Here is a 23,186-nt window from a genome sequence, read left to right as displayed (position 1 = left end):
TCTGGCTGTCTGGCTGTCTGGCTGACGGACGAGGGCGCGTCCGGGACGGTTCGTACGAACCGTTTCGGACGCGCCCTCGTTGTTGGAGCAGCGGGTCAGCCGGTCAGCGGGTGGCGAAGGGCTGGTCGGAGGGGACGATCTCGCGCCCCAGGGGCATCAGCGAGATCGGGATCAGCTTGAAGTTCGCGATGCCCAGCGGGATGCCGATGATCGACAGGCACAGCGCGATGCCGGTGACGATGTGCCCCAGCGCCAGCCACCAGCCGGCGAAGACGAACCAGATCACGTTCCCGATAAGGGAGCCCGCGCCCGCGTCCCTGCGCTCGACGGTCGTCCGCCCGAACGGCCAGAACGCGTACGCCGCGATGCGGAACGAGGCGATGCCGAACGGGATCGTGACGATCAACAGACAGCAGATCAGCCCCGCGACCAGATAGCCCACCGCCATCCAGAACCCGCAGAGCACCAGCCAGACGACGTTCAGGATCAACCTCATGATTCAAGCCTCTCACCAGCATGGGTTCTGTGCTCCGTGAGACGTCTTGGGTTCGAATCCCAGTTCCTGCAGGTGGCTGACTGGTGCCCCTGAATGAACCCCTAGGGGTCCCGCCTAGTGGCAGAGAAGCAGGCTGAGGTCACTGTTGGGGTTCTCGATGCTCGCGTGTTCCACCCGCGCCTCCTCGCCGTCCTCGGGCTTCATGACCTGCAGATCCAGCAGAACCATTGCTTCGCTCACCTCCCTTGCAGGGAGGTTTTCCGGCAGGCCGTGGGCGCAGGCCCGATATGCCGGAAAATCGCGGCAATGGGGGAGAAGGTGCGGGCAGTTGTACGTAGGTGCAGGTCAGAGCTTTGGCTGGCTACGAGGGGAAGGGTGGGGGGTGCGGCTCGGTTCCCGGGCTGCGGGTGGGCGGGGTGCCGGTCGCCGTACTCGTGCCGTCGCGGGGTGAGGGTGCGTGAGGAGATCGCGCCGTCGGCTCGTGGCCGAGGGGGAGCCGGCTGCTGCCGCGATGTGGCTTGCGCCGGTGGAGACGCTCCGCTCGTTGTGCGTTGTGGGTGGCCGGGCGTCCGGGTACGGGCAGTGGTTGGTGCTACTTCAAGAAGTCGGGAATGTCCTCGAATTCGTCGTCCGGCTCGCGATACGGGCGCCTCATGAGGTTGGGGCAGGGCGGATAGTGGGTGTCGGCGGACGCGGGGAAGAGGAAGTTCGGCCCGGCGTACACCCACTTGACGTCGTTCGGCTCGGATTCCATGCGCCAACCTTACGAGCGCGGCGGCGGCCAGGTGCGGCGTACGTGCAGGGAATGGGTGGGTGGGGTGGTGAGCCTGCATCCGTCTGCGAAAACCACCGTGATGCTCTGCTGTTGGTGAAGGACCGCGCGGACACGATGGGCTTGCCGCCCGTCGAGGACGACGTCGCCTCGCTGCAGCATGTAGGCGAGGAGAATCACAGGGGCCGCTCCGCCCGGAGGACGGCCCAGACGCACTTGCCGACGCCGTTGCGGCCGCTGACACCCCAGCTGGAGGACAGGGCGGCGACGAGCGCAAGCCCTCGGCCGGGGCGCGGGTGGGTGGGGTCCGCGTCGTCGACGCGGATGCGTACGGTGTCGCGGGCCGGGTGCTCGAAGCACGTCCGGATGTGCCGATCGGGTGGTACGCGGGCGTGGACGACGGCGTTCGTCAGCAGCTCGGAGAGGACGACCAGGGATTCGTCCTCGATGGCCGTCAGGCGCCAGTCCGCCAGCGCTTTCCTCAACTCCGCGCGGGCCAGGGGGATGGAACGCGCTGTCGAGCGCCACCGGTGGGTGATGGTGGGGGCGTTGGTGAGCATGGGCCCATGCTCGGTGCCGTGGGTGAGCGCGCGATTCCCCCTGGGGGTCTCCCTCCGGTGGGTAGACTTGGCGCCCCGAACTGCCCTGTTGGGAGTGTTCAGTTGACCGCCGTACCGGAAGCCGTGCTCGCCCGCGAGGATGTGCGGGCGGCCCTGGCGCGTCACGACTTCGGGACGTTCTTCGCCCTCGTGCGGAAGTGGGGCGGGATCAGCTTCATGCGGATCGCGGACGCGTGCGACATGAAGCCGGAGCGGGTGGGCAGGCTGGCGCGTGGTGAGGGGCGCGTCACCAGCGTCGAGAAAATGGAGCGGATCGCCGACGGCCTCCGCGTCCCTGGTGCGCTCATCCGCCTCGCCCCCCGCCCCTGGGAGACGGCCGCCGTTCCGGCGGAGCCGTCGGGGGCGCCCTCCGGACCCGACATGGCCGCCGTGGAGTCCTTCCGCGCGGCCGACCGCCGGCTCGGGGGTGGGCACCTCTACGGTTCCGTCCTGCACTACCTGCACCACAGCCTGGCGCCCAGGCTGTTCGGCTGCGAGGCCGGCCATGATGCGGGGCAGGTGTTCCGGGCGGCGGCGTCGCTGACGGAGATGGCGGGCTGGATGGCCCACGACTCCGGTCGGGACGGGCGGGCCCGCGAGCACTTCGAGCAGGCGCTGGCCCTGGCGACCGCCGGGGCCGACCCTGCTCTCGGGGCCAACATCATGGCCAGCATGAGCCACCTCGCCCTACAAGTCGGCCGGCCGCGGGAAGCGGCTGTGCTGGCCCGCGAGGGACGGGGGCGCCTGGGCGCGCCCGTGCCGATGCTGTCGGCACGGCTGCATGCCATGGAGGCCCGGGCGCTCGCCCGGCTCGGGAATGAGCCCGCTGCCCGGAGGGCGCTGGACGCCGCAGAGCGGCAGATCGGCGTGTGCGAGGAGACCTCGGGCTGGCTGAGCTCGTTCGATGCCGCTGCCCTGGCCAGCGAGAGGGCCTTGGTCCTGCAGGACCTGGGGCTGTTGGCGGAGGCCGCCGTGGCGGCGGAATGCGCTGTGGCCCTGCGTTCGGGAGAACGTGCCAGGAGCCGGGTGTTCGGTCAGATCGCGCTGGCCACCATCCGCGTGCAGCAGCGCGAGCTGGAAGCCGCCTGCGAGACGGGACACCGCGCGCTGGGCGCCTGCGGGACGCTCGGGTCGGTACGAATCACCCACCAGCTGCAAGTGCTCGCGGCGACGATGGCTCCCCACCGGGGGGACCCGGCGGTGGCAGGCTTTCTTGACGCCCACGCCGACGTCCACCGGCGTCGCACGATCCTCATGGCTGCGGGATGAGCAGCGCGCCTCGACCGGGTACGGCCGAGTGGAACGCCTACCTCGCGGAGGGCAACGCGAAGCAGGCCAGGAAGCGTGTGGCCGCCGACGTCCTGCTCCGGGACGACCAGGGGCGTGTGCTGCTGGTGAAACCGACCTACAAGGAAGCGTGGGACCTGCCCGGCGGGATGGCCGAGGCCAACGAGTCGCCCCGGGACGCGGCCAGGCGCGAACTGCGGGAAGAACTCGGGCTGGTCGTGGAGCTGCGCGGCCTGCTGTGCGTCGACTGGGTGCCGCCGCACGGTCCGTGGGACGACCAACTGGCGTTCATATTCGACGGCGGCACGCTCGGGGCCGACCAGCGCAGGGTCCTCGGCCCGACGGACGACGAACTGTCCGCGTGCGCCTTCTTCGTCCCGGACGAAGCCCTCCTTCTGCTGCCCCCGCGCACACGGATGCGCGCTGCCGCGGCGCTGGCGGCACTGGGGGACGCAGTCCCCCGCTACCTGGAGGCCGGCCAAGCGTAAGGCCGGCCTCCAGTGGGAGTGTTACTTCGGCACCGTCCAGAGCTGCCGCTTGTTCGTGGTGGCGGTGGCGAGCTGGATCTTCGTGCCGTTGGCCGTGCTGCCGCCCGTCACGTCGAGGACCTTGCCGGAGGCGGTGTGGGCGATCTGGCCCTTCGCGTTGACCGACCAGCGCTGCGAGGCGTTGCCCTTGCAGTCGGAGAGGGTGACCTTGCTGCCGTCGGTGGTGAGGCACTTGCCGAGGGCGCGGATGCTGCCGTCCTGGGCGAGGATCCAGGACTGGGCGATGGTGTTGTTGCAGGTGTAGAGCTGGATCTGGGTGCCGTTGTCGGGCTTGGCGCCCTTGACGTCGAGGCACTTGGCGCCGAGGCCGGTGATGCTGCCCTGGGGCGGGACGGCGACGCCTGCGGCGGCGGCGAGGTGGCGCAGGCCCTGGACGTCGAACTGCTGGATGTAGGTGCCGGCGCGGCCGTCGGTGTAGCCGTGGTTGTCGGTGCACATGACGGGCTTTTCGCCGGAGTCCTTGCCGACGGCGCAGTCGCCGCGCTGGGGGCTGCGGTCGGCGTGGGTGAGGCCCATGGTGTGGCCGAGTTCGTGGCTGATGTGGTTGCGCATGAACGTCTCGCCCCAGCGGGGCAGGGGCTTGCCGTCGGCACTGAAGAAGGAGCTGTCGATGTAGGCGTGGCCGCTGGTGACGGTCTGCGGGAGGGAGTTGGAGATGAAGCCGCAGCTGAGGTTGAGGGTGCCGGTGCCGTCGTGGACGACCTTCCAGCCCTTCTGGCCGTTGTCGGCGGGGGGTACGCAGGGGCGCTTGAGGACGCCGATGACGATCTCGCCGCGGGGGCGGGAGTAGTTCCAGCCGACGGGCTTGGTGTCGACGGAGATGGGGAGGTTGGTGATGCGCTTGAGGTCGGCGGCGGTGGCCTTGACGTAGTGGCCGAGCCAGTCGACGGACTGCTGGTCGTAGAACTTGATGGTGTAGCCGGTGGCGAGCGACTTGGTGATGCCGTCGGCGATCTTCCAGCCCTCGCCCTGGGGGGCGGCAACCGTGGCGGCGAGCGCCGTCTTGGTGCGGGCGGGTGCGGCGTCGAGCGACATGACGCCGTTCCGGAAGACGGTGCCGTCGGTGGCGGAGACGGCGGTGTCCTGCGGGTCGGCGGTCGTCGGTGCCGCCGTGGCCGGTGTGGTGGTGCCCTCGGTGCCGAAGGCGCTGGGCGTGATCTGCGCGGTGACGGCGATGGCCGCCACGGCGCCCGCGGCGGCGACGGCTATGCGCTTGCCGGTGAGTCGCATGTCCTGTTCGGACCTTTCCCCGTGGGTTCAGTTGTGGGGAGAGATCCTAGGGTCACCCGAACGGAGCAGCGCAACGCGCCCCCCGGGGCGTGGCGTGGCCATGGTGGGTGCTCCGACTCCCACGACAGGACGGGGATTGCCATGCGTTCCGGTTCCAGGTTGTTGTTCTCGACTGCCATAGCCGCGGTCGTTCTCGTCGGTGGTGCGGCCGGCGGGGCGTACGCGGCGCCCCGCGACACCGATCTGCGGACGTGTATCGACGGGGGCGGGCTGCCGGAGGTGAAGGTGACCGGTGGGGTGCTGTCGTACACGGTCACCAAGGTGTGCAAGGGCGGGCAGCAGGACGGTCAGACCATCAGCTGAGGCGGCCGTCGTGGCCCGCCATCTGCTCCAGGCGGGCGATGCGCTCGCGCATGGGCGGGTGGGTGGAGAAGAGCTTCGACAGGCCCTCGCCCGGCCGGAACGGGTTGGCGATCATCATGTGGCTCGCCGTCTCCAGGCGCGGCTCGGGCGGCAGGGGCAGGCGCTGGGTGCCCAGTTCGAGCTTGCGCAGGGCGCCGGCCAGGGCCAGGGGGTCGCCGGTGAGGCGGGAGCCGGAGGCGTCGGCCTCGTACTCGCGGGAGCGGCTGACGGCGAGCTGGATGAGGGAGGCCGCGATGGGCCCCAGCAGCATGATCATGATCATGCCGACGATGCCGGGGCCCTCGTCGTCCTCGGAGCGGCCGAAGGGGATCAGCCAGGCGAAGTTGACCAGGAACATCACCACCGAGGCGAGCGCGCCGGCCACGGAGGAGATGAGGATGTCGCGGTTGTAGACGTGGCTGAGCTCGTGGCCGATGACGCCGCGCAGCTCGCGCTCGTCCAGCAGGCGCAGGATGCCCTCGGTGCAGCAGACGGCGGCGTTGCGCGGGTTGCGGCCGGTGGCGAAGGCGTTGGGGGCCTCGGTCGGGGAGATGTACAGGCGCGGCATCGGCTGGCGGGCGGCGGTGGAGAGCTCGCGCACCATGCGGTACAGCTGGGGGGCCTCGAATTCGCTGACGGGGCGGGCGCGCATGGCGCGCAGGGCCAGCTTGTCGCTGTTCCAGTAGGCGTAGGCGTTGGTGCCCACGGCGACGAGCACGGCGATGATCAGGCCCGCGCGGCCGAAGACGCTGCCGATGGCGATGATGAGGGCGGACAGTCCACCGAGGAGTACGGCGGTCCTGAGCCCGTTGTGCCGGCGGTGCACGGTACGCCCTCCAAGTGGTGCGGCAGGGGAACCCTTGAACCTGGTTTAACCAGTGGAACCTTTCGTACTGGTCAACGCCAGGCGAGGGCCGCCAGTTCCCTGATGCACGGCGGGCGCGGGGCGGCCGTCGCCCCTACAGGAGCGCTCCGGCGGCGAAGCGCAGCACCAGTTGCGGGGCGCCCGAGAGGACGACGCCGAGTACGGCCGCCAGGGTGATGGCCGCCGTGAGGGGGGCGGGGATGCGCAGCTTCGCGGGGGCCGCCGTCTGCGCCGGGCGGAACAGCAGTGCCGTCCACTGCAGGTAGTAGTAGAGGGCGATCACGACGTTGACGGCCATGACGACCGCCAGCCAGCCCAGCCCCGCGTCCACGGCGGCCGAGAAGACGGTCACCTTGGCGAACAGGCCGATGATCCCCGGCGGCAGTCCGGCGAGGCACAGCAGGAAGAAGCCCAGGGCGAGGGCCGCCAGCGGGCTGCGGGCGTACAGGCCGCGGTAGTCGGCGAGGCGGTTGGCCGGGCTGGTGCGGGCGACGAGGGCGGCCACCGCGAAGGCGCCGAGGTTCACGGCCGCGTACATCAGGGCGTAGGCGACGGTGGAGCCGATGGCGTGGCCGGGGCGGTCGGTGTGGCCGGCGGCGGCGACGGGGACGAGGAGGTAGCCCGCCTGGCCGACGGAGGACCAGGCCAGCAGGCGGACGGCGCTGTGGGCGCGGTCGGGGCGCTGGCGCAGGGCGGCGACGTTGCCGGCGGTCATGGTGAGGGCGGCGAGCACGGCGAGGGCGGGGCCCCACACGTGCGCGTACGCCGGGAAGGCGACGACCGTCACGAGGATGAGGCCGGTGAAGCCGACGGCCTTGCCGACGACCGACAGGTACGCGGCGACGGGCACGGGGGCGCCGACGTAGGTGTCGGGCACCCAGAAGTGGAAGGGCGCGGCGGCGGTCTTGAAGGCGAAGCCGACGAGGGTGAGGGCGATGCCCGTCTTGGCGAGGACGGCCAGGCGCGGGTCGGTGTGGCCGAGGCCGGCGGCGATGCCGGTCAGGTGCAGGGTGCCGGTGGCGGCGTAGACGAAGCTCGCGCCCAGCAGCGTGACCGCGGTGGCGGTGACGGAGGACAGGAAGAACTTCAGGGCCGCTTCGGAGGAGCGGCGGTCGCCGCGGCGCATGCCGACGAGGGCGAAGGCGGGCAGCGAGGCCACTTCGAGGGCGACGACGAGGGTGGCGAGGTCGCGGGAGGCGGGCAGCAGGGCGGCGCCGGCGGCCGAGGAAAGCAGCAGGAACCAGAATTCGCCGGCGGGCAGCTTGTGGTCGGCGATCGCGCTGAGGGACAGCAGGCCCGTCAGCAGGGCGCCGCCGAGGACGAGGAACTGCACGACGAGCGTGAAGTGGTCGGCCACGTAGCTGCAGGAGGAGGCCCGTCCGACGATGCAGAAGGTGGAGCGGTCGCCGTCCAGCAGCGGCAGCAGCGCGAGTCCGGCGGCGAGGAGTCCGCCGAGGGAGAGCCAGCCGAGGAGCGGCTTGCGCTCCTCGGGCAGGAAGAGGTCGGCGACCAGGACGACGAGCGCGACGAGCGCGACGAGCGTCGGCGGGGCGATGGCGAGCCAGTCGACGGACTGGACCAGCGAACCCATCACTTGCCTCCTGCGAGGAGCTGCTGAACGGCAGGGTCGGTGAGGCCGATGAGGGCCGCGGGCCACAGCCCGGCGAGGACGGTGAGGGCCACGAGCGGACTCCAGGCGGCGAACTCGTAGCCGTGGACGTCGGCCAGGGCCGGGGTCTCGTCGCGCTTCTCGCCCATGCACACCCGGCGCACCACGACCAGCAGGTACGCGGCGGTGAGGAGGGTGCCGAGGCCGGCGAGGGCCATGAAGGTGAGGAACGCGGGGCGGCTGAGCCCGTCGGCGGGGCGGAAGGAGGCGAACATGGCGAGCATCTCGCCCCAGAACCCGGCGAGCCCCGGCAGGCCGAGGGAGGCCACTGCGCCGAAGGCGAGGAGGCCGCCCAGGCGGGGGGCGCGGCCGTACAGGGCCGCGCCGGTGGCGCCGGAGAGACTGTCGAGGTCGGAGGTACCGTAGCGGTCCTTCAGGGCGCCGACGAGGAAGAAGAGCAGTCCGGTGATCAGGCCGTGGGCGACGTTGGCGAACAGCGCGCCGTTGACGCCGGTCGGGGTCAGGGTGGCGATGCCCAGCAGCACGAAGCCCATGTGGCCGACCGAGGAGTAGGCGATCAGGCGCTTGAGATCGCCCTTGCCGCCCGAGCGGGCCAGGGCCAGGCACACCAGGGAGCCGTAGACGATGCCGACGGCCGCGAAGGCGGCCAGGTAGGGCGCGAAGGTGTGCGCGCCGTCCGGCACGATCGGCAGCAGGATGCGCACGAAACCGTAGGTGCCCATCTTCAGCAGGACGCCCGCCAGCAGCACCGAGCCGACCGTGGGGGCGGAGGTGTGGGCGTCCGGCAGCCAGGTGTGCAGGGGCCACATGGGGGCCTTGACGGCCAGTCCGACACCGATGGCCAGGGCGGCGACGAGCTGGGTGGTGTGGCTCAGGGACGACCCGTTGTCAGTGGCGAGTGCCACCATGTCGAACGTGCCGCCCTTGATCCCGACCAGGAGGAGGCCGAGCAGCATCACCACGGAGCCGAGCAGCGTGTAGAGGATGAACCGCCACGCGGCGGGTCCCCGCCCCTCGCCGCCCCAGCGGGCGATGAGGAAGTACATCGGGATGAGCACCATCTCGAAGGCGAGGAAGAACAGCATCAGGTCGAGGACGGCGAAGGTCGCGAGGGTGCCGGCCTCCAGGACGAGCAGCAGCGCCACGAATGCCTTGGGAGACGGGCCCTCGGGCATGCGGTGGTAGCTGTACAGCGCGCTGAGGAAGGTCAGCAGCGCGGTCAGCACGAGGAGGGGGAGCGAGACGCCGTCCACGCCGAGGTGGATGCGGATGCCGAGCGCGGGGATCCAGCCGACGTCCGTGGTCGCCTGCATGCGCGCCGGGTGGTCGTGGTCGAAACCGGCGGCGAGGGCCACGGCCAGGGCGAGGACGGCACCGGTGACGGTGACGCCGTGCCGCAGCACGGCCTGCTCGGGGCTGGTGCCCTTCAGGCCGGGCGGGGCCGGCAGCAGGGCGGCGACGGCGCCGATCAGGGGCACGACGACGATCGCGGCGAGGAGGATCTGCATGACGGTGTGACTCATGGTCTTGCGCTCACGCTCCCGTGGCGAGCAGCACGGCGGCGACGGCCAGGACGACGGAACCGGCGAGGAGGGCGCCGAGGTAGGTCTGCACGTTGCCGGTCTGCGCCCGGCGCACGGCCGCGCCCAGCAGACCGGGGGCGGTGCCGGCCCCGCGCACGTACCCGTCGACGACCTCGCGGTCGAGGAAGCGGGCGAGCCGCGCGGCGCCGCGCGCGGGCCGCACGAGGAGCGCGGAGTACACGGCGTCCAGGTGGAAGCCGCTGACGGCGTGCCGGTGCAGGGGGCCCAGCAGGAGCCGGCCGGGGTCGGCCGGGTCCGGGGCGCCGGCGATGCCGCCGTAGGCGGCCTCGTGGGTGGCGATGCTCTCCTCCTCGGAGACGTACGGCGCCTCGCGCGGGTCGGCGGCGACCGCGCCGAGCGGCGTACGGGCGGCCAGCGCGGCGCTGCGCCGCCAGGCCGCGTACGTGACGAGCACGCCGGCGAGCGCGCAGCCGGTGGACAGCACGGAGGTGGTGAGCGTCGGGGTCAGCGACCGCCCGTCGAACCAGTCGGGCAGCCGCCAGGCGGCCAGGCCGAAGGCGGCGGTGGGCACGAACAGCACCCACAGCACGGCGGTCATGGCCGCCGGTTCCCGGCCGTGGTCCGGGGCCTTCGTGCCGCGCCCGTGGAAGGCGAGCAGCCACAGGCGGGCGGCGTAGGCGGCGGTGAGCACGGCGGTGAGCAGTCCGGCGACGAGCACCGTCCAGCCGGCCGGGCCGGCCGCGGCGGCGGGGATGCCGTGGGCCTCGCCCGCGGTGGCCCGCTCGGCGGCGCCCAGGACGGCCTCCTTGGAGAAGAAGCCGCTGAACGGCGGGATCGCGGCCAGCGCCAGCAGGCCGACGGTCATCGTCCAGTACGCGTCCGGGACGCGCCGGGCCAGGCCGCTCATGCGGGAGGTCGCGGCCAGCGAGTTGGTGCCGGCCGCGTGGATGACCGCGCCCGCGCCGAGGAACAGCAGCGCCTTGAAGGCGCCGTGCGACAGGAGGTGGAAGACGGCGGCGCCGCGGTCGCCGACGGCCAGGGCACCGGTCATGTAGCCGAGCTGGCCGACGGTCGAGTAGGCGAGGACGCGTTTGATGTCGTCCTGGGCGAGCGCGGCCAGGGCCGAGCCGACCATCGTCACCGCGGCCATCACGGCGAGCACGACCAGCGCCGCCGCGGAGGCGGCGAAGACGGGCAGCAGCCGGGCGACGAGGTAGACGCCGGCCGCGACCATCGTCGCGGCGTGGATCAGCGCGGAGACGGGCGTGGGGCCCGCCATCGCGTCGGGCAGCCACGTGTGCAGGGGGAACTGCGCCGACTTGCCCGCCACGCCCGCGAGCAGCAGCAGCGCCTCCAGCGTGGGGTGCGTGAGGTCGCCGGCCGCGGCCGTGGTGAGGATGCCGTTGATCCGGAACGTTCCGGCGTCGGCGGCCAGCGCGAAGACGCCGATCAGGAAGGGGACGTCGCCCAGCTTCGTGACCAGGAACGCCTTCAGGGACGCCGCCCGGGCGGCCTCGGTCTCCCAGTAGTGGCCGACCAGGAAGTACGAGCAGATGCCCATGATCTCCCAGCCGACCAGCAGCACCATCAGGTCGCCCGAGTAGACGACGAGGAGCATCGCGGACGTGAACAGGGAGACCAGCGCCGCGTACGAGGGGTAGCGGGGGTCGTCGCGCAGGTACGCCGTCGAGTACACCTGCACGCAGGTGGCCACCACGCCGACCAGCACCGCCACCAGCACGGCGAAGCCGTCCAGGTGCAGGGCCAGGTCGATCGGCACCGAGCCGGTCGGGGTCAGCCGCGTGGCGGCGTCGATCGCCTCGCCCGGGCCGCTGCCGCCGCCCTGCCGGCAGGCGACGACGACCGCGAGCACGGCCGCCGCCAGCGTCGGCAGCACGGCCAGCGGCCGTACGAAACCGGGCGCGCGGCGGCCCGTCAGCAGGCCGGCGAGCGCGCCGAGGAAGGGCAGCAGGGGAACGAGGACGGCGGTGGTCGTGGTGCTCACGCGGCGGCCTCCGCCTTCTCCTGCGTCCCGGCCGCGGGCCCGGGCTCCTCCGGCGCGTCGTCCCGCAGGTCGCGCAGCCGGTCGACGTCGGCGGTGCCGCGGTTGCGGTACACCATCAGGACGATCGCCAGGCCGATGCCGATCTCGGCGGCGGCGATGGCGATCGTGAACAGGGTCAGCGCCTGACCGGCGTGCAGCGCGTCGCGCAGCCACACGTCGAAGGCGACGAGGTTGAGGTTGACGGCGTTGAGCATCAGCTCGACGGACATCAGCACCAGGATCGCGTTGCGCCGGGCCAGCACGCCGTACAGGCCCGTGCAGAAGAGGAGGGCGGCCAGCACGGCCGGGTACACCAGGTGCATCAGCGCTGCTCCTCCTTCTTCCTGCGGGACAGCACGATCGCACCCACCAGCGCCGCCAGCAGCAGCACCGACAGCGCTTCGAACGGCAGCACCCAGTGCCGGAAGAGGATCTCCCCCGACACCTTCGTGGTGCCCTGCGGCGCGCCGTCCAGATCGATCCACGTCGTACGGAAGGCGTCGACGACCACCCACACCAGGGCCGCGGCCGCGGCACCCGCCACGGCCAGAGCGGCCCAGCGGTTGCCGGAGTCGGCGTCCGGGGAACGGCCGATGGGAGCCCTGGTGAGCATGAGCCCGAAGAGCAGCAGCACCACCACCGAGCCGACGTAGATCAGCACCTGCACCCAGGCGATGAACTCCGCCGTCAGCAGCAGGTACTCCACGGCCAGCCCGCCCAGCGCCACGACCAGCCACAGGGCCGCGTGCACCAGCTGCCGGGTCGTGACGGCGACCGCCGCGGCGCCCAGGGTCACCACACCGACGAGCAGGAAGGCGATCTCCACGCCGGAGGGGGAGAGAAAGGCGGGAGCCACTGCCGCGCTCATGCGCCCTCCTCCTTCGCTTGTGCTGCCAGTTTCTCGGCGGTCTTGCGCGCCGCCGCGATCTCCTTCGGCTCCTCCGCCGCCGCGTCGAGCGCCGGCGGCTCCGGAACCGTCCACATCCACTCGCGGAGCTTGTCCCGCTCGTGCGTCAGCTCCTGGATGTCGGTCTCCGCGTACTCGAACTCCGGCGACCAGAACAACGCGTCGAACGGACACACCTCGATGCAGATGCCGCAGTACATGCACAACGCGAAGTCGATCGCGAAGCGGTCCAGCACATTGCGGCTGCGCTCGCGGCCGCCCGGCACCGCCGCCGGCACGGTCTCCTTGTGGGAGTCGATGTAGATGCACCAGTCCGGGCACTCACGGGCGCACAGCATGCACACCGTGCAGTTCTCCTCGAACAACCCGATCACACCGCGCGTACGCGGCGGCAGCTCCGGCTGCGCATCCGGGTACTGCACGGTCTGCGCACGCCGCGTCATCGTCCGCAGCGTGACCGCCAGCCCCTTGGCCAGACCCGATCCGGGAACGCCCATCACTGCATCACCACCTTCACGACACCCGTGAGCGCGATCTGCGCCAGAGCCAGCGGGATCAGCACCGTCCAGGCCAGCTTCTGCAGCTGGTCCTCGCGCAGCCGCGGATAGCTCACCCGCAGCCAGATCACGACGAAGGCGAGGACCGCCGTCTTCAGCAGCGTCCACAGCCAGCCCAGACCGTCGGCCCCGAACGGGCCGTGCCACCCACCGAGGAACAGCACGGTCGTCAGACCGCACAGCACCACGATGCCGGCGTACTCGGCGAGCAGGAACATCGCGAACCGCAGACCCGTGTACTCGGTGTACGCACCGAAAATGATCTCCGAATCGGCCACCGGCATGTCGAACGGCGGCCGCTGCAGCTCGGCCAGGCCCGCGGTGAAGAACACCAGCCCGCCCACGATCTGCCACGGCACCCACCACCAGTGGAAGGCGTCCACGATGCCCGGCAGCGACACCGTGCCCGCCGCCATCGCGACGGACGCGGCCGCCAGCAGCATCGGCAGCTCGTAGGCCAGCAACTGCGCGGCGGTCCGCAGACCCCCCAGCAGGGAGAACTTGTTCGCCGAGGCCCAGCCGGCCATCAGCGAACCGAGCACGCCCACGCCCATCACGGCGAGCACGAAGAAGATCCCGGCGTCGACCACCTGCCCGACGGCATTGCCGGGCCCTATGGGCAGGGCCACCAGAACCAGCAGGTACGGCAGCAACGCCACGGCCGGCGCCAATTGGAACACGCGCCGGTCGGCATCCCGCGGGACGACGTCCTCCTTCTGCGCGAACTTCACCCCGTCCGCCACCAGCTGCGCCCACCCGTGGAACCCACCGGCGTACATCGGCCCCAGCCGGCCCTGCATGTGCGCCATCACCTTGTGCTCGGTCTGCCCGATGACGAGCGGAAGCACGAGGAAGACGACGAAGACGGCGAGCAGACGCAGCACGACGTCGACGCTCTCGCTGCTCATGCGCTCTCGCCTCCGGCGGGGTTCGTACGTGTTCGGGGCCCGGCCCCGGAATCCTTGCCGCCACCCGTGCGGGGGGCGGCGCCGTCCGGCGCGTCCGGCTCCGCCGGAGCCGGCGGCTCGGGTCCGTCGCCGTCACCCGGCGCGGGCGCGGCGTCCGGCTCCGCCGGACCCGACGGTTCGGGCTGAGCACCGTCGCGGGTGGCGGCACCGTCGCCCGAGGCGGGCGTGCCCTCGCCCGCGGGCTGGGGTGCGTCCGACTCCGCCGGACCCGGCGATTCCGGCTGAGCACCGTCGCGGCGGGAAGGGGTGGCAGCGCCATCAGCCGGCTGGGCCGACGCGGGCGCGGCGTCCGGCGCGGGTGTGCCGCCCGACGCGGGCGCGGCGTCCGGCGCGGGCGCGGCGTCCGGCGCGGGTGCGGCGTCCGTGGGCTGGGGTGCGTCCGACTCCGCCGGACCCGGCCGCTCGGGCTGAGCGCCGTCGCGGCGGGAAGGGGTGACAGCGCCGTCAGCCGGCTGGGCCGACGCGGGCGCGGCGTCCGTGGGCTGGGGTGCGTCCGACTCCGCCGGACCCGGCCGCTCGGGCTGAGCGCCGTCGCGGCGGGAAGGAGTGGCAGCGCCGTCAGCCGGCTGGGCCGGGGCGGGCGTGCCCGACTGGGGGGCTTCCGGCTCCGCCGGAGTCGGCGGCTCGGGCTGCGGGGTCGTCGTGGGCTCGTCGAAGGCCGGGCGGGCGTGGTGCCAGGGGGCGTCCGACGAGCGCGGGGCCGGGCGCGGCGCGGGCGCCGTACCTTCCGCCTGCTGGCTTGCCGAGCCGTCCGCCGCCGAGCGGGTGCGGCGCGGCGCCGCCGGCGCCTGGCTCGCCGAGCCCTCGCTTGCACTGCGCGTCCGCCGCGGAGCGGCCTGGCTCGCCGAGCCCTCGCTTGCGCTGCGCGCCCGCCGTGGAGCGGCCTGGCTCGCCGAGCCCTCTGTCGCGGTGCGCGCGCGCCGCGGGGGCGTGGCGCGGTCGCCGGACGGCGCCCGGCGCTCCGGGCGGGTCGGGGCCGGGGGGAGCTGGCCCTTGAGGGGGCCCCATTCGTTGGGGTCGGGGACGCCCGGGGGGAGCATCTGGCGGCGCTTGGGGCCGCCCTCGGCGCCTTCGCCCGGTTCCTTGGCGCCCGGCCATGCCTTGACCACGCGGGCGGCGAGGACGAAGTCCTTGCGCAGGGGGTGGCCCTCGAAGCCCTCCGGCAGGAGCAACGGCTCCAGGTGCGGGTGGCCCGCGAAGTCGATGCCGAACATCTCGTGCGTCTCGCGCTCGTGCCATGCCGCGCCCGCGTAGACGCCGGTCGCCGTCGGCAGGGTGGCGGCGTCGTGGGGGACGGTCGTGCGCAGGAGCAGGCGGCGCGGGGCGGCGCCGTGTTCCGCCGGCAGGGCGGCCACGTGGGCACAGACGCGCAGGCCGGTGCCGGGTTCGTCGACGGCGCTGAGCCAGTCGAAGAAGGTGCAGCCGAGCACGTCGCGCGCGGTGGTCAGGGCGGGGAGCCACGCCTGGGCGGGGACGTCGACCGTGAGCAGGTCGTAGGACTCCTCGGCGGTCGCGTCCGCGCCGAAGAGGTCGGTGGCGCCGCGCGGCAGCCATCCCACCGTGGGCTCGCTCATCGTTCCGTCTCCTCGGGGGCCGGCGTGGGCGCCGGCGGCGGGGTGATCAGTCCGCTGCGCAGTTGTCCGGCCGTGGCGGCGCCCGCGCCGGTGGTTGCGTAGCGCTCGCCGAGGGACTCCTGGGCGATCTTCTCCTGGAGCTTGAGGATGCCCTGCAGGAGCGCTTCGGGGCGGGGCGGGCAGCCGGGGACGTAGACGTCGACGGGGATGATCTGGTCGACGCCCTTGGTGACGGAGTAGGAGTCCCAGTAGGGCCCGCCGCAGTTGGAGCAGGCGCCGAAGGAGATCACGTACTTCGGTTCGGGCATTTGTTCGTAGAGCCGCTTGACCGCGGGCGCCATCTTGTCCGTCACCGTGCCGGAGACGATCATGAGGTCGGCCTGGCGCGGTCCGGGGGCGAAGGGGATGACGCCGAGCCGGATGAAGTCGTGGCGGGCCATGGATGCGGCGATGAATTCGATCGCGCAGCAGGCGAGCCCGAAGTTGAACACCCACAGGCTGTAGCGGCGTCCCCAGTTGAGGACGACCTTCATGGGCTCGGGGGCGAGCCGGGCGAGCGGCCCGAGGCTCCTGCGTGTCACGTCCATTCCAGGACGCCCTTCTTCCATGCGTACAACAGGCCCACGGCGAGGAAGCCGAGGAAGACGAACATCTCCACCAGCGTCGCTCCGCCGAAGCCCGGTGCGGCGAACACCGTCGCCCAGGGGAACAGGAAGATCGAGTCCACCGCGAAGATCACGTACAGGAAGGCGTAGACGTAGTAGCGCACCTGCGTGTGCGCCCAGCCCTCGCCGACCGGGTCGACGCCGCACTCGTACGTCAGCAGTTTCTCCGGCGTCGGTACCACCGGCCGCAGCAGCCGGCCCGCGGTGAACGCGACGACGACGAAGAGCACGCCGATCGCCGCGAGCAGCCCGACCACGGCGTAGCCGTGGAAGTAGTCCGCCGCGAGCCGGACCTCGGCGCCGCTGGTGCGCACGGTCGCCTTCGGCACGTCCGCCCCTCGCTCCCTGTCCTGTTTGTTCGACGATCTGTACGCACGCGAGTCTAGGCCCTGCCCGGGGCCGGGTGGGCCGCCGCGGTCCGTGGGGCGGGCGGGGCGGGGGGTGGGGTTATCCCCACCGGAGCTCCCCCACGACCCCCATGGCGGTGGGGGGCGGGGCCCGGGCAGGCTTGCGTCATGACCGCCCGCACCACCTCGGACCTCAGCGGCGACGAGGCGCTTCCGCCCGTTCGCCCGGCCTTCTCCGCCACCACATGGAAGGAGGTCGTCCACTTGCTGCTGAACCTCGCGGAGGGCATCGGCGGCTTCCTCTACATCTCCTTGTGGCTCTATGCCGGCGTGGCCCTGTCGGTGACCGTGGTGGGCCTGCCGCTGCTGGCCGCCGGCCTGACGGGCGCGCGGGTGCTCGGGCGCATCGAGCGCAGGCGGGCGCGCGCCCTGCTGGGCGTGCGCGTCAACGAGCCGAGCCGGCTGCAGCGGCTGGGCGCCCAGGGGGTGCTCGCCCGCATGTGGAGATCGCTGCGGGACCCGGTGGGGTGGCGCAGCACGCTGTACGCGTTCATCAGATTGCCATGGGGCGTTCTCACGTTCGCCGTCACGCTGGTCTCCCTCCTGGTGGCGTGGCCGCTGCTGGGCTGGATCACGCGGGGGCTGTCGAACGTGGACCGGGCGATGGTGCGCGGGCTGCTGTCGCCCTCCGGCGAGCTGGAGCGGCGGATCGCGGAGCTGGAGGAGGACCGCGGCGTCGTCGTGGACACCGCCGCCGCCGACCTGCGCCGCATCGAGCGCGATCTGCACGACGGCGCCCAGGCGCGGCTGGTCGCCCTGGCGATGGGGCTGGGCCTGGCGAAGGAGAAGGTGCTGGAGGACCCGGACGCGGCGGCCCGCATGGTGGACGAGGCGCACGGCGAGGTGAAGCTGGCCCTGCAGGAGCTGCGCGACCTGGCCCGCGGGATCCATCCGGCGATCCTCACCGACCGCGGTCTCGGCCCGGCGCTGTCCTCCGTCGCCGCCCGCTGCACGGTCCCCGTCACTGTCACCGCCGACCTGCGGGACCGGCCGGCACCCGCCATCGAGGGCATCGCCTACTTCACCGTCTCCGAACTCCTGCAGAACATCAGCAAGCACAGCCACGCCTCCAAGGCCGAGATCCGCGTGTGGAAGAAGGGCGACCGTCTCCACCTGCGCGTCAGCGACGACGGCCGCGGCGGCGCCTCCTCCGCGCACGGCAGCGGCCTGGCCGGGCTCGCCGAACGCCTGGGCTCCGTCGACGGCGCCCTCACCGTCGACTCCCCTGCAGGCGGACCCACCACCGTCACCGCCGAACTCCCCTGGCGCAGCCGTTGACGCCGCCGGGGGTGGGGTTTCCCCCACCCCCGGGACGCCCGCTCCCCTCATGGCCCGGGCGGCTCCCGCCCGGGAGCCTGGAAGGGACGACGACGACCGCGCCCGACCCGGCGCGCCACTCCAGGAGAACGGACGACGAGATGGCCCTCCCCCACGGACACACCGCGCCGGCGGCGCCCCGGCGGTCACGGGTGCCGGCCGCGCTGCGCGCCCCGCTGGCGGGCCGCACCTGGCGCGAGTTCCTGTACCTGATGCTCGGCCTGCCGATCGCGGTGCTCACCTTCGCGTACGGGACGGTCATGACCAGCCTCAGCGTGGGCCTGCTGGTGACCTTCCTCGGCGTGCCGCTGCTGGCGGCCACCCTGGCGGGGGCGCGCGGGCTGGGCGCGCTGGAGCGGGCGCGGGCCCGGGCGCTGCTGGACCTGCGGGTCGGCGACCCGGAGCCCGTACGCCCGCGGCCGGCCCGCGCCGGGCGCAAGGCCCGCGGCGAGCTGATGACCTGGGTGGGCGCGCTGCTGCGGAGCGGGGCGTCCTGGCGGCACCTGCTCTACACGGTGCTGTGCCTGCCGTGGGCGATCTTCTCCTTCGTCGTGGCGCTCGTCGTCACCGTGATCGGCTGGATGCTGTTCCTGTACCCGGCGTGGCTGTGGGTGCCGAAGACCTACCTCGGCCATCCCGGCATCCAGCTGTACGGCGACTCGGACGGCCACGCGTACTACGTGGACAGCCCGCTCGAGGTCGGCGCGACCTGCCTCCTCGGCCTGCTGCTGGTGCTGGCGACGCCGGGGCTGCTGCACGGCCTGACGACGGTCAACCGGCTGCTGGTGTCGGGGCTGCTGGGCCCGTCGGTGCTGGCCGCGCGCGTGTCGGAACTGGAGGAGGACCGCGGCGTGGCCGTGGACACCGCCGCCGCCGATCTGCGCCGCATCGAGCGCGACCTGCACGACGGCGCCCAGGCCCGCCTGGCCGCCCTCGCCATGGACCTGGGGATGGCGAAGGACAAGGCGCACTCCGATCCGCAGGCCGCCGCCCGTCTGGTGGACGAGGCGCACGGCGAGGTGAAGCTCGCCCTGCAGGAGCTGCGCGACCTGGCCCGCGGCATCCACCCCGCGATCCTCACCGACCGCGGCCTCGGCCCGGCCCTGTCCTCCGTCGCCGCCCGCTGCACGGTCCCCGTCACCGTCACCGCCGACCTCCCCGACCGCCCCGCACCCGCCATCGAGGGCATCGCCTACTTCACCGTCTCCGAACTCCTGCAGAACATCAGCAAGCACAGCCACGCCACCAAAGCCGAGATCCGCGTGTGGAAGAAGGGCAACCGCCTCCACCTGCGCGTCACCGACGACGGCCGCGGCGGCGCCACGACCGCCCACGGCTCCGGGCTCGCCGGCCTCGCCGAACGCCTGGGCTCCGTCGACGGCGCCCTCACCGTCGACTCCCCCGCCGGCGGACCCACCACCGTCACCGCCGAACTCCCCTGGCGCAGCCGCTGACGCCGCTCCGTCACCCGGGATGCTGCGATGCTGGTGGGCAGTCGGCAGGGCTGCCCACGGGGGGTGGCGTCGCCAGGGTGACCGGAGGTCGGATCGTGCAGGACGCGGTGCAGCGGGTGCGGGTGGTCATCGCCGAGGACTCGGTGCTGCTGCGGGAGGGCCTGACCCGGCTGCTGACCGATCGCGGTCACGAGGTCGTGGCCGGCGTGGGCGACGCGGAGGCCCTGCTCAAGACGGTCGCCGAACTGGCCGCCGAGGGCGCGCTGCCGGACGTCGTGGTCGCCGACGTGCGGATGCCCCCGACCCACACCGACGAGGGCGTGCGCGCGGCGGTGCGGCTGCGCGGCGACCATCCGCAGCTGGGCGTGCTGGTGCTCTCGCAGTACGTCGAGGAGCAGTACGCCACGGAGCTGCTGGCCGGCAGCAGCCGTGGCGTGGGCTATCTGCTGAAGGACCGGGTCGCCGACGTGCGCGAGTTCGTGGATGCGGTGGTGCGGGTGGCCGGCGGGGGCACCGCGCTGGACCCGGAGGTCGTCGCCCAGCTGCTGGGCCGCAGCCGCAAGCAGGACGTCCTGGCGGGGCTCACCCCGCGGGAGCGGGAGGTGCTGGGCCTGATGGCCGAGGGCCGCACGAATTCGGCCATCGCCAAGCAGCTGGTGGTCAGCGACGGCGCGGTGGAGAAGCACATCAGCAACATCTTCCTCAAGCTGGGGCTCGCGCCGAGCGAGGGTGACCACCGCCGGGTGCTGGCGGTGCTGACGTACCTGCGCTCGTGACCGGCGGGCGGCGGCCCGGGCCTGTCCGACGAGCGGTCCCGCCCGGCGGAGCTGTGCCCTCCGCTGTTGATTCGTTGATCCATCCAAGGAAGGCCGACCTTGCCACCGTAGGATGGCGGGGGAAGGCCGGACGCGCCACCATGTGGCCCGGCTCCGCCACAAGGGAGGTCCGAAGCAGTGACCAGCGAGGTCAGCAGCCCGGCCGAGCAGGCCGGCGGCGCGCCCGCCGCCAAGGAGATCCGTCGGTTGGACCGGGTCATCATCCGCTTCGCGGGTGACTCCGGTGATGGCATGCAGCTGACGGGAGACCGGTTCACGTCGGAGACGGCATCGTTCGGCAACGACTTGTCGACGCTGCCGAACTTCCCCGCCGAGATCCGTGCTCCTGCCGGAACGCTGCCGGGAGTGTCGTCCTTCCAGCTCCACTTCGCCGACCACGACATCCTCACCCCCGGTGACGCGCCGGACGTCCTGGTGGCGATGAACCCGGCGGCCCTGAAGGCGAACGTGGGCGATCTGCCGCGGGGCGCGCAGATCATCGTCAACACCGACGAGTTCGCCAAGCGCCCGATGGCGAAGGTGGGATACGACAGCAACCCGCTCGAGGACGGCTCGCTGGACGCCTACCACCTGCACAAGGTGCCGCTGACGACGCTGACGATCGAGGCGCTCAAGGAGTTCGGGCTCTCCCGCAAGGAGGCCGAGCGCAGCAAGAACATGTTCGCGCTGGGCCTGCTGTCGTGGATGTACCACCGGCCGACGGAGACGACCGAGGCGTTCCTGCGCAAGAAGTTCGCGAAGAAGCCGCAGATCGCCGAGGCGAACGTGGCGGCGTTCCGGGCGGGCTGGAACTTCGGCGAGACCACGGAGGACTTCGCCGTCTCCTACGAGGTGGCCCCCGCCACCTCCGCGTTCCCGCCGGGCACCTACCGCAACATCTCCGGCAACCTCGCCCTGGCGTACGGCCTGATCGCCGCCGCGCAGCAGGCGGACCTGCCGCTGTTCCTCGGCTCGTACCCGATCACGCCGGCCTCCGACATCCTGCACGAGCTGTCGAAGCACAAGAACTTCGGCGTGCGCACCTTCCAGGCCGAGGACGAGATCGCCGGCATCGGCGCCGCGCTCGGCGCGGCCTTCGGCGGCTCCCTGGCGGTGACCACCACCTCGGGCCCGGGCGTGGCGCTGAAGTCGGAGACGATCGGTCTCGCGGTGTCGCTGGAGCTGCCGCTGCTGATCGTCGACATCCAGCGCGGCGGCCCGTCGACCGGCCTGCCCACCAAGACCGAGCAGGCCGACCTGCTGCAGGCGATGTACGGGCGCAACGGCGAGGCCCCCGTGCCGGTCGTCGCCCCCAGGACGCCCGCGGACTGCTTCGACGCGACGCTGGACGCGGCCCGCATCGCCCTGACCTACCGCACCCCCGTCTTCCTGCTCTCCGACGGCTACCTCGCCAACGGCTCCGAGCCGTGGCGGATCCCCGAGCTCGACGAACTGCCCGACCTGCGCGTGCAGTTCGCCACCGGCCCGAACCACACCCTCGCCGACGGCACCGAGGTCTTCTGGCCGTACAAGCGCGACCCGCAGACCCTGGCCCGGCCGTGGGCCGTGCCCGGCACACCCGGGCTGGAGCACCGCATCGGTGGCATCGAGAAGCAGGACGGCACCGGCAACATCTCCTACGACCCGGCCAACCACGACCTGATGGTCCGCACCCGCCAGGCCAAGACCGACGGCATCACCGTGCCCGACATCGAGGTCGACGACCCCTCGGGCCTGGCCCGCACCCTGGTGCTCGGCTGGGGCTCGACGTACGGACCGATCACCGCCGCGGTCCGCCGCGTACGCGGCGGCGGGCAGCACCTCGCCCAGGTGCACCTGCGCCACCTCAACCCCTTCCCCGCGAACCTGGGCGAGATCCTGCGCGCTTACGACACCGTGATCGTGCCGGAGATGAACCTCGGCCAGCTCGCCACCCTGCTGCGGGCGAAATACCTCGTCGACGTCCGCTCCCACACCCAGGTCAGCGGCATGCCGTTCAAGGCCGAGCAGCTCGCCACCGTGTTCAAGGAGGCCATCCGATGACCATCGAGGCACTCTCCCTGGTCCCCAAGGCCGACGCCGCGCAATCCATGAAGGACTTCAAGTCCGACCAGGAAGTGCGCTGGTGCCCCGGCTGCGGCGACTACGCCATCCTCGCCGCCGTCCAGGGCTTCCTGCCCGACCTCGGCCTGGCGAAGGAGAACATCGTCTTCATCTCCGGCATCGGCTGCTCCTCCCGCTTCCCGTACTACATGAACACCTACGGGATGCACTCCATCCACGGGCGTGCCCCGGCCATCGCCACCGGCCTGGCCGCCTCGCGGCGGGATCTGTCGGTGTGGGTCGTCACCGGCGACGGCGACGCGCTGTCGATCGGTGGCAACCACCTCATCCACGCCCTGCGCCGCAACGTCAACCTCAAGATCCTGCTGTTCAACAACCGGATCTACGGGCTGACCAAGGGGCAGTACTCGCCGACCTCCGAGGTCGGCAAGATCACCAAGTCCACGCCGATGGGATCGCTGGACGCCCCCTTCAACCCCGTCTCCCTCGCGCTGGGCGCCGAGGCCTCCTTCGTGGCCCGCACCATCGACTCCGACCGCAAGCACCTCACCGAGGTGCTGCGGCAGGCGGCCGCCCACCCCGGCACCGCGCTCGTGGAGATCTACCAGAACTGCAACATCTTCAACGACGGTGCGTTCGAGGCCCTGAAGGACAAGGAGCAGGCCCAGGAGGCCGTCATCCGCCTGGAGCACGGCGCCCCCATCCGCTTCGGCGCGGACGGCGGCAAGGGCGTCGTGCGCGACCACGCCACGGGCGACCTGAAGGTCGTGGACGTCACGCCGGAGAACGAGGCGTCCGTCCTCGTCCACGATGCGCACGCGGCGTCCCCGACGACGGCCTTCGCCCTCTCCCGCCTGGCCGACCCGGACACGCTCCACCGTACGCCGGTGGGCGTCTTCCGCAGTGTCGAACGCCCCGTGTACGAGGCGCAGATGGCCCAGCAGCTGGAGGCCGCGGTGGAGCAGCGCGGCAAGGGCGACCTGGCGGGCCTGCTGTCCGGCAACGACACGTGGACGGTGGTGGGGTAGGGCGCCTGCGGCG

The 23,186-nt window shown here is 72.4% G+C and carries 24 protein-coding genes; 8 read left to right on the top strand and 16 right to left on the bottom strand.

Going from position 1 to position 23,186, the window contains the following annotated elements; translation table 11 throughout:
- Positions 1-103: 103 nt before the first annotated feature.
- From AC27L3_RS13670 to AC27L3_RS13655, 4 genes are all read right to left on the bottom strand, one after another.
- Entirely contained in the window at positions 104-496 is a 393-nt protein-coding gene (locus AC27L3_RS13670) for a YccF domain-containing protein (protein ID WP_487234305.1), read from the bottom strand.
- 114 nt (positions 497-610) lie between these two features.
- Positions 611-724, bottom strand: coding sequence for a SapB/AmfS family lanthipeptide (locus AC27L3_RS13665; RefSeq protein WP_487234304.1), 114 nt, complete (start codon positions 722-724; stop codon positions 611-613).
- Positions 725-1,088: 364 nt separating this feature from the next.
- Positions 1,089-1,250: a hypothetical protein gene (locus AC27L3_RS13660; RefSeq protein WP_487234303.1), complete on the bottom strand. Its 162-nt coding sequence runs from the start codon at positions 1,248-1,250 to the stop codon at positions 1,089-1,091.
- Between the two features lie 194 nt (positions 1,251-1,444).
- Positions 1,445-1,828 (bottom strand): ATP-binding protein, encoded by a 384-nt coding sequence (locus AC27L3_RS13655; protein WP_487234302.1) that lies wholly within the window; start codon positions 1,826-1,828, stop codon positions 1,445-1,447.
- Positions 1,829-1,930: 102 nt separating this feature from the next.
- On the opposite strand from AC27L3_RS13655, the gene AC27L3_RS13650 reads away from it, so the two are divergent.
- Both AC27L3_RS13650 and AC27L3_RS13645 read left to right on the top strand, forming a co-directional pair.
- The gene (locus AC27L3_RS13650) at positions 1,931-3,136 is read left to right on the top strand and encodes an NsdA family TPR-like regulatory protein (RefSeq protein WP_487234301.1); all 1,206 of its coding nucleotides are present in this window, start codon (positions 1,931-1,933) and stop codon (positions 3,134-3,136) included.
- Entirely contained in the window at positions 3,133-3,642 is a 510-nt protein-coding gene (locus AC27L3_RS13645) for an NUDIX domain-containing protein (RefSeq protein ID WP_487234300.1), read from the top strand. Before AC27L3_RS13650 ends, AC27L3_RS13645 begins: the two co-directional genes overlap by 4 nt.
- Before the next feature lie 21 nt (positions 3,643-3,663).
- On the opposite strand, the gene AC27L3_RS13640 is transcribed toward AC27L3_RS13645, so the two are convergent.
- Positions 3,664-4,932, bottom strand: coding sequence for a ricin-type beta-trefoil lectin domain protein (locus AC27L3_RS13640; protein WP_487234299.1), 1,269 nt, complete (start codon positions 4,930-4,932; stop codon positions 3,664-3,666).
- Between the two features lie 159 nt (positions 4,933-5,091).
- On the opposite strand from AC27L3_RS13640, the gene AC27L3_RS13635 reads away from it, so the two are divergent.
- The gene (locus AC27L3_RS13635) at positions 5,092-5,295 is read left to right on the top strand and encodes a hypothetical protein (protein WP_487234298.1); all 204 of its coding nucleotides are present in this window, start codon (positions 5,092-5,094) and stop codon (positions 5,293-5,295) included.
- On the opposite strand, the gene htpX is transcribed toward AC27L3_RS13635, so the two are convergent.
- The 11 genes from htpX to AC27L3_RS13580 form a co-directional block, all read right to left on the bottom strand.
- On the bottom strand, positions 5,288-6,160 hold the full coding sequence (gene htpX / locus AC27L3_RS13630; protein WP_487234297.1) for a zinc metalloprotease HtpX: 873 nt from the start codon (positions 6,158-6,160) through the stop codon (positions 5,288-5,290). The two genes, AC27L3_RS13635 and htpX, sit on opposite strands and share 8 nt — an antisense overlap.
- Positions 6,161-6,293: 133 nt before the next feature.
- A complete protein-coding gene (locus AC27L3_RS13625) occupies positions 6,294-7,790 on the bottom strand; it encodes an NADH-quinone oxidoreductase subunit N (RefSeq protein WP_487234296.1) in 1,497 nt (498 codons plus the stop codon).
- A complete protein-coding gene (locus AC27L3_RS13620) occupies positions 7,790-9,337 on the bottom strand; it encodes a complex I subunit 4 family protein (protein WP_487234400.1) in 1,548 nt (515 codons plus the stop codon). The genes AC27L3_RS13625 and AC27L3_RS13620 overlap by 1 nt, the downstream gene beginning before the upstream one ends.
- Before the next feature lie 25 nt (positions 9,338-9,362).
- A complete protein-coding gene (locus AC27L3_RS13615; protein ID WP_487234295.1) occupies positions 9,363-11,378 on the bottom strand; it encodes an NADH-quinone oxidoreductase subunit 5 family protein in 2,016 nt (671 codons plus the stop codon).
- Positions 11,375-11,740 carry an NADH-quinone oxidoreductase subunit NuoK gene (gene nuoK, locus AC27L3_RS13610; protein WP_487234294.1) on the bottom strand — a complete coding sequence of 122 codons (366 nt, stop codon included), beginning with the start codon at positions 11,738-11,740 and terminating at the stop codon, positions 11,375-11,377. The genes AC27L3_RS13615 and nuoK overlap by 4 nt, the downstream gene beginning before the upstream one ends.
- On the bottom strand, positions 11,740-12,285 hold the full coding sequence (locus AC27L3_RS13605) for an NADH-quinone oxidoreductase subunit J family protein (RefSeq protein WP_487234293.1): 546 nt from the start codon (positions 12,283-12,285) through the stop codon (positions 11,740-11,742). The genes nuoK and AC27L3_RS13605 overlap by 1 nt, the downstream gene beginning before the upstream one ends.
- A complete protein-coding gene (locus AC27L3_RS13600; protein ID WP_487234292.1) occupies positions 12,282-12,824 on the bottom strand; it encodes a NuoI/complex I 23 kDa subunit family protein in 543 nt (180 codons plus the stop codon). Before AC27L3_RS13600 ends, AC27L3_RS13605 begins: the two co-directional genes overlap by 4 nt.
- Entirely contained in the window at positions 12,821-13,789 is a 969-nt protein-coding gene (locus AC27L3_RS13595) for a complex I subunit 1/NuoH family protein (protein ID WP_487234291.1), read from the bottom strand. The genes AC27L3_RS13600 and AC27L3_RS13595 overlap by 4 nt, the downstream gene beginning before the upstream one ends.
- Positions 13,786-15,423: an NADH-quinone oxidoreductase subunit C gene (locus tag AC27L3_RS13590; protein ID WP_487234290.1), complete on the bottom strand. Its 1,638-nt coding sequence runs from the start codon at positions 15,421-15,423 to the stop codon at positions 13,786-13,788. The genes AC27L3_RS13595 and AC27L3_RS13590 overlap by 4 nt, the downstream gene beginning before the upstream one ends.
- Positions 15,420-15,956, bottom strand: a complete 537-nt coding sequence (locus AC27L3_RS13585; RefSeq protein WP_487234399.1) for an NADH-quinone oxidoreductase subunit B — start codon at positions 15,954-15,956, stop codon at positions 15,420-15,422. The genes AC27L3_RS13590 and AC27L3_RS13585 overlap by 4 nt, the downstream gene beginning before the upstream one ends.
- 44 nt (positions 15,957-16,000) lie before the next feature.
- Entirely contained in the window at positions 16,001-16,417 is a 417-nt protein-coding gene (locus tag AC27L3_RS13580; protein WP_487234289.1) for an NADH-quinone oxidoreductase subunit A, read from the bottom strand.
- A gap of 186 nt (positions 16,418-16,603) precedes the next feature.
- Between AC27L3_RS13580 and AC27L3_RS13575 the strand changes: the two genes are divergently transcribed.
- From AC27L3_RS13575 to AC27L3_RS13555, 5 genes are all read left to right on the top strand, one after another.
- Positions 16,604-17,773, top strand: coding sequence for a sensor histidine kinase (locus AC27L3_RS13575; protein WP_487234288.1), 1,170 nt, complete (start codon positions 16,604-16,606; stop codon positions 17,771-17,773).
- Between the two features lie 140 nt (positions 17,774-17,913).
- Positions 17,914-19,266 carry a sensor histidine kinase gene (locus tag AC27L3_RS13570; RefSeq protein ID WP_487234287.1) on the top strand — a complete coding sequence of 451 codons (1,353 nt, stop codon included), beginning with the start codon at positions 17,914-17,916 and terminating at the stop codon, positions 19,264-19,266.
- A 116-nt stretch (positions 19,267-19,382) separates the two neighbouring features.
- Entirely contained in the window at positions 19,383-20,042 is a 660-nt protein-coding gene (locus AC27L3_RS13565) for a LuxR C-terminal-related transcriptional regulator (protein ID WP_487234398.1), read from the top strand.
- A 177-nt stretch (positions 20,043-20,219) separates the two neighbouring features.
- Positions 20,220-22,124, top strand: coding sequence for a 2-oxoacid:acceptor oxidoreductase subunit alpha (locus AC27L3_RS13560; RefSeq protein WP_487234286.1), 1,905 nt, complete (start codon positions 20,220-20,222; stop codon positions 22,122-22,124).
- Positions 22,121-23,173: a 2-oxoacid:ferredoxin oxidoreductase subunit beta gene (locus AC27L3_RS13555; protein WP_487234285.1), complete on the top strand. Its 1,053-nt coding sequence runs from the start codon at positions 22,121-22,123 to the stop codon at positions 23,171-23,173. Before AC27L3_RS13560 ends, AC27L3_RS13555 begins: the two co-directional genes overlap by 4 nt.
- Positions 23,174-23,186: the final 13 nt, after the last annotated feature.

It is taken from the genome of Streptomyces sp. PKA51 (assembly GCF_057552455.1).
This window is presented reverse-complemented; position numbering and strand designations above follow the sequence as displayed.